A 12,526-nucleotide genomic window follows, 5' to 3' on the forward strand; every position below is an offset into this window, starting at 1 on the left:
ATAGGAGATTACGGTTATGGCGAAGGCAAAGCATGCCAAAACAAATGCGATAAGATTATTAGAGCAGCAAAAAATCCAATTTGATGTGATGGAATATGAAATTGGAGACGGTCAAGTAGACGGTGTATCTGTTGCCGAAAAAATTGGTCAGCCGGTTACCCGTGTTTTTAAAACATTAGTAGCAAAGGCAAGTGCACAAAAGCTATTTGTATTTGTTATTCCAGTGGCTGAGGAACTGGATTTAAAGGCTGCCGCAAAGGTAGTTGGAGAAAAGAAAATTGATATGCTACCTGTAAAAGATTTACTTAACTATACAGGATATGTCCGTGGTGGATGCTCGCCTGTAGGCATGAAAAAATTGTATCCTACGGTAATCGATAAAACTGCTCAACAACAAGGCAGTATTATTGTAAGTGCAGGGAAAATAGGTATGCAAATCCATGTTCAACTTAATGATTTGAAGAATATTACAAAGGCCCAGCTTGCGCCAATTACAACTATCCATTAGTGAAAAATGGGTAGTTTTTTATTTTAATAGAATAGGGTTATCCATCCTTCCATTTACAAGCTCGATTTCACGATATTTGCAGAAAACATGATACAGTTAGAGCGTTATCAAATATAAAGAGAGGGATAGGCAATGCGCAAAATAATGGGGTGGCGCTGGACATTTTTTATTGGCGGCTTGATTGTGATGTCATTGGGGATTACGATGTCTATTAAAGGGAAGATAATTGGAACGAGCCCTTGGGATGTCTTGCATGTAGGGTTATTTCAAAACTTTGGATTAACGATTGGTACATGGTCTATATTAACAGGTCTTTTTATTGTCGCATCTACATCAATTGTATTGCGTGAGTGGCCTAAAATTGGTACATGGCTGAATATGCTACTAATCGGTTCATTCATCGATGTATTTAACTGGCTATTGCCTTCAACAGATGTGTATGGTCTGAAAATAACATATTTTACCATTGGTTTATTTGTCTTAAGCTTTGGCTGTGGTATGTATATTGCTCCAAATATGGGTGCAGGCCCTCGCGATACTTTAATGATGATACTTGTCGAAAAATTTGGCGGAACTATTAAAACTGCGAGAATGGGGATCGAAGTTCTAGTAACTATTGTAGGATGGCTACTAGGTGGCCCGGTTGGAGTGGGAACAGTATTAATTGCTTTAACTTCGGGATATATTGTGCAATATTCATTACCTTATTGCCGTAAAGTATTAATGAAATGTATTGGTCATATTGAAGACATGAAGCCTTTTTATTAAACTGTAAAGCTACTTTTATCTGTTAAGGATAGGAGTAGCTTTTCATCTTTTTTAGTGTTCCTTCATATAATGCAAGGCAGAAACAAAAGGAGGAACGACATTTGAACGGAAATGTGACGTATTATTTTGGACATGCATTGACTGGGCAAGGTGTGAAACATTTATATAAAGAAATGATGGAGGAAGCGGAGCTAGTTTATTTTTTACAAGGTGCCTCCACATCTAAAGGATCAGAACTATTGAAAGAGCTAGGTTATTTTTATGTTAAACAAGGCTTTGCTGTCGAATGGTTTAAGCATGCGTTATTAGAGGAAGTAGTCGAGGCTGTTTATGTAAAGGGTTGTAATAGACTGTATGTCTGGGCATCGGAATGGGGTATTGGGCCAACATTACTTGGTACGAAGCATCGTGTTATGTCTTTTTATGATTGCTTGGAAGATATCCAGCTTGAGAAAATAGGAGAGCAACTTGCTGAAGCAGTACAGGAACGTACGGCTTGGCGTGATAAATGTATTGCCAAGCTAAATCAAGCTATCAAGCTCCACGATGATTGGGAGGTTGTGACGCAAAGCTGCATGAATTGGCAGGCATTAAATGAACAGGTGGAAAATTTAAAATCGGAAGTCTTCCAATCTATTGTTTTAAATAAAACGGGTGAGCGAACACACCGTTTACTTGGAACATTGACTCCTAGAGGGGCAGAAAATACAGTGGAAAGCATAACGAAAAATATATCGACAAGATTAATGATTAAAGGTAAACCGGGTACAGGCAAATCCTCCTTGATGAAAGGTCTAGCAGACGAGGCGAATGCAAGGGGACTCGATGCACAAATTATATGGTGTGGCTTAGATGCAGGATCTGTTGATATGGTCATTATCCCTGAACTAAATTTCTGTATCTTTGATAGTACAGAACCTCATATTTTTAACCCACAGGATGGTCGATTAGGCGATAAGATATTTGATATAGGACAACATTGTGCGCTTACGGAAGAGGCAGAATTAGCAATTGAGGAAGTACGAGCGCGCTATAAAGAAGCCATGCAAGATGCGATGGGCTACTCAAAGCGTTATGCAGAGGCAGAATATACAGTGCGGCGTTTATTGGATAATTGCCTATCTGCCTCTTTGTGGCGAGAAAAAACAGCGTCATTATTCGAAAGATTAACAAAATAATTTAGCTATAGGCTTGCTTATGCTAAACTAGGAACTAGAACTGTTTTCCTAGGAAAGGATGATACGCTTGTCAAAAGTATTGAATGCATTTTTAGACGAAAACCTACAAGCCCTACATGAACAAGGCTTATACAATGAAATTGATCCAGTAGAGGGTGCAAATGGCCCGATAATACAGGTACGTGGCAAAAATCTTGTTAACTTATCTTCTAACAATTATCTAGGCTTAGCAACGAATGAAGAATTAAAGCGTATTGCCAAAGAAACGATTGAAAAATATGGTGTTGGGGCAGGTGCTGTTCGTACCATTAACGGGACACTGGACTTACACGTTAAATTAGAAGAAAAGCTTGCTGAATTTAAAGGAACTGAAGCAGCTATTTCTTATCAATCTGGCTTTAATTGTAACATGGCAGCTATTTCAGCTGTTATGGATAAAAATGATGCAATACTTTCTGATCAATTAAACCATGCCTCTATTATTGATGGTTGTCGTTTATCTAAGGCGAAAATCATTGCGTTTAATCACTCAGATATGGATGATTTACGTGCCAAGGCAAAAGCGGCAAAAGAATCTGGTTTATACAATAAAGTGATGGTTATTACGGATGGTGTATTCTCAATGGATGGCGACATTGCTAAATTGCCGGAGATTGTGGAAATTGCCAAAGAATTTGATTTAATTACTTATGTTGATGATGCACATGGTTCAGGTGTAACTGGTAAAGGCAAAGGAACTGTGAAGCACTTTGGACTTGAAAAAGAGATTGACTTCCAAATTGGTACACTATCAAAAGCAATTGGTGTTGTAGGGGGCTATGTAGCTGGTAAGAAGAATTTAATTGATTGGTTAAAAGTTCGCTCTCGTCCATTCTTGTTCTCAACTGCTTTACCACCAGGTGATGTGGCAGCCATTACAGCTGCTGTACAAATGCTAATTGATTCTACAGAGCTTCACGATAAGCTGTGGGATAATGGTAACTATTTAAAAGCGGGACTAGAGAAGCTTGGCTTTAATATTGGTGAATCTGAAACACCAATTACTCCTTGTATTATTGGAGATGAAAAGCTGACACAAGAGTTTTCAAAACGCTTATTTGAAGAAGGCGTTTATGCGAAATCAATCGTATTCCCAACCGTTCCTAAAGGTACAGGTCGTGTTCGTAATATGCCAACTGCAGCTCATACAAAAGAAATGCTTGATAATGCGTTAGCAATTTACGAAAAAGTTGGTCGTGAACTAGGTGTAATTCAATAATACGAAAAGGCTACCTCCACAGCTGAGGTAGCCTTTTTTAAAACGAGCGCTTCGTTCCAATTAAATTCTATAAAGTGATCTTTAAAATAAAGGGGTACTTATTTTGAGCTAATTACATGCGCTTTTTTTAGCTGTTGAACTTCATGATCAGTGATGTTTAATGCCTGCAAAATTTCTTCATTATGCTGTCCTAAAGTGGGCGCTGCACTAGTTAATTGTCCCGGTGTGCGTGAGAATTTTGCTGGGAAACCTAATGTCCTCATTGGCCCAGCAGTCGGATGGTCATAAGACAAGACCATGCCACGCTCTAAAATATGGGGATCATTCAATGTTTGGTCATAGGAATAGATTGGGCTGGATGGTACGCCGTGCTCATCTAAAAGCTCCAGCCAGTAGGTCGCTGGATGTTTCGCTAATTCGCTCTCTATTTCTACCTCTAAAGCTTTCACATGTTGGGCACGTGAATAGTTAGTAATAAAGAGGGGATTGTCTAACCAATCAGGACGTTTGACAACCTTTGTCGCAAAGATTTCCCACAGCTTTTGATTGCCAGCACCTAATAAAATATAGTCATCCTGTGTTTTAAAGCCTTGATAGGGTGCGGATACTCGATGGGCAGTTCCTGTTCGTTCTGGTAATTCGCCTTGACCAAAGTAGGCAGCAGCCTCCCAAACAGTCCAAGCAAGCCCTGACTCTACTAAAGAGACATCTATATATTGTCCCTCGCCACTGCGTAGCTTATAAATATAGGCCATTAAAATAGATTGTAAGGCCGTTTGGGCAGCAGCAATATCATTGACAGCAAAGCCAACTTTTACAGGCCGACCTTGCGCTTCGCCAGTCATATGCATTAAGCCACTTAAACCCTGTGCCATAATATCATAGCCACCTTTTTGGCTATAAGGACCCGTTTGTCCGTACCCAGAAATAGAGCAGTAAATGAGTCCGGGATTAAGAGCCTTTAAAGTATCATAATCAATACCTAGTTTTTCCGTAACACCTGGCCGGTAGTTTTCCACCAGCACATCTACAGACTGGATAAGCTCTTTGAATAAAGCCAAACCATCTGGCGTTTTTAAATTTATACAAACACCTTTTTTATTGCGATTAACCATCATATACATATGACTTTCTTCATTAATAAACGGACCCATTGCTCGGGTGTCGTCTCCGTTTGGATATTTCTCGATTTTTATGACTTCTGCGCCCATATCTGCTAAGACCATCGTACAATAAGGGCCAGCTAAAACTTGAGATAAATCTACAACTTTTAAACCGTCTAATGCTTGTTTCATTTGACCTCCATCCCATCATTTTTGACTAATGTAATCGTACGTAACCCTTCGATGGAGGTTGTGCCTGCTAATGCAATGGAAACCTTTAATTCATCATAGATATTTGTCATGACTCTTTCGACACCCTGTTGTCCTTCAAGGGCTAGACCATAGATGAAGGGCCGCCCAATTGCCACAGCATCAGCTCCTAAAGCAAGCGCCTTTAAGGCATCCATCCCGCGATATACACCGCTATCTAAAATTATAGGGATTTGTCCTTTGACAGCACTCACGATGGAGGGAAGGGCATCAAGTGACCCAATAACACCATCTAATTGTCGGCCGCCATGGTTCGATACGATAATACCGTCAATCCCATTTACAATTGCTAGCTTTGCGTCTTCAGGATGTAGAATTCCCTTTAATAATATAGGGAGATTTGTACGCCGTTTTAATTCACGAACATGCTCCCAATTGAGTGTAGGGTGGAAGACATTTTGCAAGACGCCTTGTACATACGATTCAAATGAATCATTAGGCAAAGAAGCCATAAAGACAGGATCATTTATGTAATTTCCTTTTGCGTAGCCTAGCTTTAATGGTGAAAATTGATTGCGTACATCTTCTTCTCGCCATCCAAGCATTACTGTATCGACTGTTAAAACAATGGCTTCAAAGCCTGCTGACTCTGCTCGTGCGGCCATACTAAATGCAATTTCCTCATTCGTAGACCAATACAATTGAAACCATTTTGTTGCTGAAGGGGCAGCTTCGGCAACATCTTCGAGTGCATAGGTGGAGACTGTGCTTTGAATATAGGGCATATTTAATTGCTGGGCAGCGCGTACAGCGGCAAGTTCACCTTCCTCGTGAACCATTCCGTTCATGCCTACAGGTGCAAAGAGCAATGGTGTTGGATATGTTTTTCCGAATAAATTAATGGATGTATGAACGTTTGAAACATCATTTAAAAAGCGGGGAACAATGGAGTACTTTTCAAAAGCTGAACGATTATTGCGTAATGTTTGTTCACCGCCAGCTCCTGAGCGAATGTAGCCGAATGGTCCGGCGGGAATTTTTTCAGCTACTGCTTTTTCTAAATCTGCAAAGCAAATGGGGAAGGGCGCTTGGGCAGTGATATTTTTTAAGAGTAGGTCACCATCAGTTGTATTTGTCATCGTTACTACCTCACTTATTTATTGAAAATAGGCTTTCTTTTATTTAAAAAAGCTTGAATACCTTCGTTATAATCATCAGAACTAAATGAATCGAGAATCAATTGAGCCAGTTCATCACTCTCTTCATTTTCACCATCCACAATAGCTTGAATTATTTTTTTACTACCTGCATTGGCAATAGGTGATTTCTTTAAAAGATGCTCTGCAAAATGCAAAGTGGCATTTTCAATTTCCTGTGGCTCATGAAGGGCAGTAATCAAACCAATGCTTTTTCCTTCCTCCGCTGTAAAAATGTTTGCTGTGTATAAAATCTCTTTAGCCTTCGCGACACCCACAATATTTATAAGTCGTTTAGTGCTTTCAAGATTATAGACAATCCCAATGTTCGCAGCGGTAATGCCAAGCTTACTCTTTGGTGTTGCCAATCTAAAGTCACATGCATTGGCTAACTCTAAGCCGCCGCCAATCGCTAAGCCCTGAATCATGGCAATCGTAGGATGTGGAAATTTATAGAGGACATCAATGGCCTTTAAAGCTAGATTATTATAGGCTTTAGCATTATCTGACGCATAGCGGATATCTAAAAATTCACTAATATCTGCGCCTGAGGAAAAGGCGACTTCATTGACACCCCGTACAATTAATAGCTTGATAGACATATCTGTACGTAACTCTTCTAGCTCGTCTATGATCGCTTGGAACATTGCTCTCGATAAAGAATTCCGTTTGTCGGGACGGTTTAACACTAGCGTTGCGATATAGCCGTTTTTCTCTACATAAATCTCAGTTGCCATGGATATCTTCCTCCTAGTCTTTCTTCAATTTGGCTGAAATGCGGTTGCCTATGGATTGTATGCTTTGTACAAGGATGATTAAAATAAACACCGTTGCATACATGACATCTACCTCGTAGCGTAAATGACCATAACGGTAAGCGAGGTCGCCTAAACCACCAGCACCAACCATTCCCGCCATTGCTGTTGCGCCAATCAATCCAATTGTAGCAATCGTTAAGCCTAAAATAATGGATGGGCGTGCTTCACGTAATAATACATGCCAAATGATATGGCGACGTTTAATACCCATGGCTGTGTAGGCTTCGATAACGCCAGAATCAACCTCTAAAAGCGCTGACTCCATCAGTCTTGCAATATAAGGAGCTGTATAAACTACAAGCGGAACAATAACGCCTTTAACACCAATCGTTGTACCGACGATAACCTTTGTAAAAGGTAAAATGAAGAATAGTAAGATGATGAATGGCACTGAACGGATAATATTGATGATTAAATTAAATAATTGATAGAAAAATTTATTTTCAAAGGATTGACCAGGTCGTGTTAAAACAATTAAAAGACCTAAAGGTATACCGATTAGAATGGAAAAGAATAATGAAATTCCGACCATTTGAAATGTTTCGATAATTGCTTTGCCAATAACCTCAGACCAATCATGAAAGAAATTATTCATGGAATTCTCCTCCTAACTCTTCAACAGTAACGCCATTCTCTGCAAAATAGGTTAGCGCTTTTTGAACAATGCTTGGCTCTCCGTTTAAATGCACCACAATATTACCGACAATGCCGTTTTTTAATTCAATAATATTGGCTGTTAGGATGTTTGGTTGTACATCATATACTTTGCTGACTTCAGCTAATAATGGCTTCCCAGTACTTTCCCCAAGAAATGTTAAACGAATGACGCTACCTGAAACATTTAGCTGCTCAATAAGAGAAGGAGTTAAGTTACGCTGTGAAATGGTACTTAAAAACTTTCTTGTAGTAGGGTGTTGGGGCTTTGCAAAGAGCTCAATAGCCGTACCAAATTCAACTACTTTCCCGGCCTCTAGAACAGATACCTCATCACATATTTTCTGAATAACATTCATTTCATGTGTAATCAGTAGGATTGTAATTCCTAATTCACGATTAATTTTTAACAATAGTTCAAGAATGGCCTCTGTCGTTTCAGGATCAAGGGCACTTGTTGCTTCATCACTAAGTAAAATCTCTGGCTCTTGTGCTAGAGCGCGTGCAATTGCGACACGTTGCTTTTGTCCACCTGAAAGCTGATTGGGGTAGCTATCTAGCTTTTCTGTTAAACCTACAATTTCGGCATATTTAGCCACACGATTTTGGACTTCTGTTTCGTTATAACCAAGTAGCTTTAAGGGAACCGCAATATTGTTATAAACTGTTGCTGTCTTTAAGAGATTAAAATGTTGAAAAATCATGCCAATCTTTTGCCGTGTTTGACGTAAGTCATGAAGTGAAAGGGTAGTAATATCCACATTATCAATCAAAACTTTGCCTGCTGAGGGACGCTCTAGTAAATTAACACAACGAATAAGCGTACTTTTACCGGCACCACTATACCCAATTACACCATGAATTTGTCCTTTTTTTACATGAAGATTAATTCCGTCCACTGCCTTAATACTGCCTTTTTTCGTCTTATATTCTTTTGATATATTTTGTAATTGAATCATCAGATTACTTGCTCCTTTCTTAGCTTCTAAAAAGCAAGAATCTGCGCGATTTCCATAGTGGACAATTGGCAGATTCTCAGCCTTATATCAGCTTTTGGCATGTATTACCAGCTAGGGATTACAGAACCTTTGAATTCCTCTTCAATGAATTGGCGCACTTCATCAGACTGGTAAGCCTCAACGAATTTTTTAATTGTTGGGTCATTTTCATTTTCAGCACGAACGACAATGTAGTTCACATATGGAGAGTCAGTAGATTCTAAAAGAATAGAGTCCTCTTGTGGATTAATGCCAGCTTCCAGCGCAAAGTTCGTATTAATAGCAGCTACATCTACTTCACTAAGCTGCTTAGGAATTTGTGCGGCTTCTAATTCTATGAATTTTAAATTCTTTTTGTTTTCTTCCACGTCACGAACAGATGCTGTTAAGTCCGCTCCATCTTTTAATTTAATATAGCCTGCCTCTTGTAAAACAAAGAGAGCTCGCGCTCCATTTGTTGGGTCATTCGGTAAGCCAAATGTTGCGCCTTCAGGAACGTCATCCAATGATTTATATTTTTCAGAGTAAATCCCCATAGGATTTAAAATTGTTTTGCCAACTGGTACTAAATCTGTATCGTGATCTTTATTAAAAGTATCGAGGAAAGGTTTATGCTGATAGCTGTTTGCATCAAGATCTCCTTCAGCTAAGGATGTATTGGGTAAAACATAATCAGAAAAAGATTTTAGGTCTACTTCTAGCCCCTTTTCCTTTGCGACTTTAGCAGCTACCTCTGCAATTTGCTCATGAGGTCCTGAAGTGACACCCACGACAATTTTATTTTCATCGATAGCGTCGCTTTTTCCTGTACTATCTTCTTTAGAGCCACAGCCCGCTAGTGCTGCTACTAATGTAAGACTTGCTAAACCTACTAAAAATTTATTTTTCTTCTTCATGAAAACTACCTCCAAAAATTGTTTTATCGGTTTTTTGAAAATAAAAAAACTCTCTTATAAATTAAGAGAGGCTCATGAAAAAAAGTCCTCTCTTATCTATCAAACGAATTTCGTTTGCAGGATTTAGCACCTTCCTTCATAAAAGGAGGTTGCCGAGCTTCATAGGGCCAGTCCCTCAGCTACTCTTGATAAGAGATTCATATTATATTTTTGTATTTCCGATAGAACTAATATAATTTATAGGGTATAGTAAGTCAATAAATATTTTTGAAATTTTTTATATTGTTATAATATTTTGTCGCGAAGGAGGGGGAAGAATGCCAGTAAGAGTTAATTATGGCATAGGTTCATTTGGTAAGGTGATTAGTGCACGTCTTCTCATGGGGACAGACATCATTGAAGGAATAGAGGCACTTTGTGAAGAGAATAATATTGATTCAGCAACCATTATTAGTTGTATTGGTAGTTTTCAAAAAAGTAGCTTTGTTTATTTAGTACCCGATGAAACCTCCCACATTAAAGTTCGATTTAGTGATGTGGTAGAGAAAGAGGGGCCACTCGAGTTTATCCAAGGTTCAGGAGTGGTTTGTAAGCGTGATGCAGGATATGAAACGCATTTCCATGGTTCCATGAGTGATCAATGGGGAGTGGTTTCAGGCGGTCATTTTATAAAGGGCGGAAATATCGTCATAACAGCAGATGTAGTACTGGCAGAAGTGCAAGGCATTCAGCATATCCGTCAGATGGATGATGAAACAGGTCACGTACAATTTTATCCATTAGAACATGGGTTAGATTTTCCAAGGGAAATTGAAAAATAGTAAGTCCTGTAGCTAGTGAAAGCTACAGGACTCTATATGGTTACATGTTAAAATAATTTCAATTGCTCAATTCTTTGGATGGCCTCTCGTAAACGTTCCTCGCTTACAAGCAAGCCAATACGCACATAGCCTTCCCCATATTGACCAAAGCCATTACCTGCGGCTACTGCAATATCAGCTTTGTCGAGCAATATATCGGCGAATTGTTCGCTTGTAAAACCTAATGGGACAGGGAGCCAGGCAAAGAAGGAGCCTTTTGGTGCTGTTACTTGCCAGCCAATTCTATGCGCTTCTTCGATTAGAACATTTCGACGACGCTCATAGGTAGCTCTTAGCTCATCTGCACATTCCTGTGAAGATGTAAGGGCAATAGCTGCTGCTTGTTGAATAGCTGGAAATTGACTACAAAACAAATGATCCTGAATAAGATTAATCGCAGCAATTAAATCAGCATTACCAACAGCAAAGCCTATACGCCAACCTGCCATATTATAAGTTTTTGATAATGTGTACATTTCGATTCCAACTTCTTTTGCGCCATTGGCCTGTAAAAAGCTAATAGGCTTATTGCCATCAAATACAATTGCACCATATGCGAAATCATGTGATACGATGATATTATGCTCCTTAGCAAAGCGAACAGTTTCTTCAAAAAATTCAAGTGTTGCTGTACCACCCGTAGGATTATTTGGGTAATTTAAGTACAGTAACTTGGCCTTTTCCTTAACTTCTTTAGGTAGGGCATCATAATCAGGTAAGAAATGATTCTCAGCAAAAAGTGGCAACACTTCAAAATTTACATCACCTAATACAACACCTGATAAGTAGTCTGGATAGCCAGGGTCTGGTAATAGCATTGTATCCCCTGGATTTAACACAGCCAAAGGTAGCTCAACAAGACCAATTTTTGTGCCACCAAGAATCGCTACTTCAGTATCGGGATTAATCTCCACATCATATTCCCGTTTATAAAAGTCGGCAGCCGCTTGACGTAGTTCGGCGATACCACGAAATGGCGAATATTTGTGGTTTTGAGGATTTTCAGCTGCTCCCTGTAATGCTTGAATAATATGAGTAGGCGTAGGCTGGTCGGGATTTCCTTGACCAAGATTAATCACATCGCGTCCTTCTTCCAAGGCATTGTTTACTTTTTGGACAAGCGCCGCAAAAAATTGAGTGGGTAATTGCTGTAGTTTTTTCGAGAATTCCATGCATGATCACCTTTTTCAGAATATAATAATTATTATTAAAGAATATGAAGCAAATAGTATTACTTTTTTTGTTAATTGTCTATAGGAGGAATTATTATGAAAATCGGTTGTATTCAGTTAAACATTGGCTTCGGCAAAGTAGAAGAAAATTTTATACGGGCGGAGGACAAGATTCGTGAAGCAGCAAAACTAGGGGCAGAAATTATTGTGCTACCGGAAATGTGGAATACAGGCTACGCATTGGAGAAACTACCAGAATTGGCGGATGTCAATGGTGAGCGTTCAAAAGTATTTTTAGCTAACTTAGCGAAGGAGCTTAGTGTACATATTGTCGGTGGCTCCGTTTCCATAAAAAAGGACGACAAGTTTTACAATACGATGTATACATTTGATAACAATGGAGTACTTGTTGGGGAATATAGCAAGGCACATCTTTTTCGTTTAATGGACGAGCATCTTTATTTAGAGGCTGGAGATGATATGAATCGATTTGCGCTAGGACCAATTGAAGCGGCTGGTGTCATTTGCTATGATATTCGTTTCCCTGAGTGGTTACGTGCACATGCCCTCCAAGGAGCGAAGGTGCTGTTTGTACCAGCTCAATGGCCGACACCTAGAATTGATCATTGGAAAACATTGCTGCAAGCGCGAGCGATTGAAAACCAATGCTTTGTTATAGCAGTTAACCGTATTTCGAGAAAAGTAGAAAACTTTAATGGGCAATCGATGATTATTCAGCCATGGGGTGAAGTGCTTTGGGTTGGTGCTGAAGACGAGGAAGTTGCAGTAATTGATGTGGATTTCTCCATAGTTGATGAAGTACGTGGAAGAATTCCTGTATACGATGATCGTCGACCAGGACTTTATCAAGATGTTGTGGTGAAAGGATAATGAGATGGCACGTTGA

General features: G+C 39.4%; 13 protein-coding genes and 1 riboswitch. Of the genes, 6 read left to right on the forward strand and 7 right to left on the reverse strand.

Annotation, left to right across the window (positions count from 1 at the left end; genetic code table 11):
• Positions 1-16 precede the first annotated feature (16 nt).
• The 4 genes from ybaK to ACE1MS_RS02055 all read left to right on the forward strand — a co-directional run bounded on the left by ybaK (position 17) and on the right by ACE1MS_RS02055 (position 3,712).
• Positions 17-508: a Cys-tRNA(Pro) deacylase gene (gene ybaK / locus ACE1MS_RS02040; protein ID WP_031418419.1), complete on the forward strand. Its 492-nt coding sequence runs from the start codon at positions 17-19 to the stop codon at positions 506-508.
• A gap of 132 nt (positions 509-640) precedes the next feature.
• On the forward strand, positions 641-1,276 hold the full coding sequence (locus ACE1MS_RS02045) for a YczE/YyaS/YitT family protein (RefSeq protein ID WP_447402666.1): 636 nt from the start codon (positions 641-643) through the stop codon (positions 1,274-1,276).
• Positions 1,277-1,377: 101 nt separating this feature from the next.
• Positions 1,378-2,454, forward strand: coding sequence for a hypothetical protein (locus ACE1MS_RS02050; protein WP_031418423.1), 1,077 nt, complete (start codon positions 1,378-1,380; stop codon positions 2,452-2,454).
• A gap of 58 nt (positions 2,455-2,512) precedes the next feature.
• Entirely contained in the window at positions 2,513-3,712 is a 1,200-nt protein-coding gene (locus ACE1MS_RS02055; RefSeq protein ID WP_012292670.1) for a glycine C-acetyltransferase, read from the forward strand.
• A 98-nt stretch (positions 3,713-3,810) separates the two neighbouring features.
• Here the strand turns inward: ACE1MS_RS02055 and ACE1MS_RS02060 are convergent, their stop codons facing one another.
• From ACE1MS_RS02060 to ACE1MS_RS02085, 6 genes are all read right to left on the reverse strand, one after another.
• Entirely contained in the window at positions 3,811-5,007 is a 1,197-nt protein-coding gene (locus ACE1MS_RS02060; protein ID WP_012292671.1) for a CaiB/BaiF CoA transferase family protein, read from the reverse strand.
• Complete coding sequence (locus ACE1MS_RS02065; RefSeq protein WP_036166789.1) at positions 5,004-6,164, reverse strand: alpha-hydroxy acid oxidase; 1,161 nt, start codon at positions 6,162-6,164, stop codon at positions 5,004-5,006. The genes ACE1MS_RS02060 and ACE1MS_RS02065 overlap by 4 nt, the downstream gene beginning before the upstream one ends.
• 14 nt (positions 6,165-6,178) lie before the next feature.
• Positions 6,179-6,958, reverse strand: a complete 780-nt coding sequence (locus ACE1MS_RS02070; protein WP_036166791.1) for an enoyl-CoA hydratase/isomerase family protein — start codon at positions 6,956-6,958, stop codon at positions 6,179-6,181.
• A 13-nt stretch (positions 6,959-6,971) separates the two neighbouring features.
• Positions 6,972-7,634 (reverse strand): methionine ABC transporter permease, encoded by a 663-nt coding sequence (locus tag ACE1MS_RS02075; protein ID WP_031418426.1) that lies wholly within the window; start codon positions 7,632-7,634, stop codon positions 6,972-6,974.
• A complete protein-coding gene (locus ACE1MS_RS02080) occupies positions 7,627-8,652 on the reverse strand; it encodes a methionine ABC transporter ATP-binding protein (protein ID WP_012292675.1) in 1,026 nt (341 codons plus the stop codon). The genes ACE1MS_RS02075 and ACE1MS_RS02080 overlap by 8 nt, the downstream gene beginning before the upstream one ends.
• A gap of 104 nt (positions 8,653-8,756) precedes the next feature.
• A complete protein-coding gene (locus ACE1MS_RS02085) occupies positions 8,757-9,587 on the reverse strand; it encodes a MetQ/NlpA family ABC transporter substrate-binding protein (RefSeq protein ID WP_447402667.1) in 831 nt (276 codons plus the stop codon).
• Between the two features lie 89 nt (positions 9,588-9,676).
• A riboswitch (SAM riboswitch) is annotated at positions 9,677-9,782 on the reverse strand.
• Positions 9,783-9,904: 122 nt separating this feature from the next.
• Between ACE1MS_RS02085 and ACE1MS_RS02090 the strand changes: the two genes are divergently transcribed.
• The gene (locus tag ACE1MS_RS02090; protein ID WP_099806409.1) at positions 9,905-10,408 is read left to right on the forward strand and encodes a PPC domain-containing DNA-binding protein; all 504 of its coding nucleotides are present in this window, start codon (positions 9,905-9,907) and stop codon (positions 10,406-10,408) included.
• 47 nt (positions 10,409-10,455) lie between these two features.
• On the opposite strand, the gene ACE1MS_RS02095 is transcribed toward ACE1MS_RS02090, so the two are convergent.
• A complete protein-coding gene (locus tag ACE1MS_RS02095; protein WP_447402668.1) occupies positions 10,456-11,619 on the reverse strand; it encodes an aminotransferase class I/II-fold pyridoxal phosphate-dependent enzyme in 1,164 nt (387 codons plus the stop codon).
• Between the two features lie 96 nt (positions 11,620-11,715).
• On the opposite strand from ACE1MS_RS02095, the gene ACE1MS_RS02100 reads away from it, so the two are divergent.
• Positions 11,716-12,510 carry a carbon-nitrogen family hydrolase gene (locus ACE1MS_RS02100; RefSeq protein ID WP_197149108.1) on the forward strand — a complete coding sequence of 265 codons (795 nt, stop codon included), beginning with the start codon at positions 11,716-11,718 and terminating at the stop codon, positions 12,508-12,510.
• Positions 12,511-12,526: the final 16 nt, after the last annotated feature.

The organism is Lysinibacillus sp. fkY74-1, from assembly GCF_053165895.1.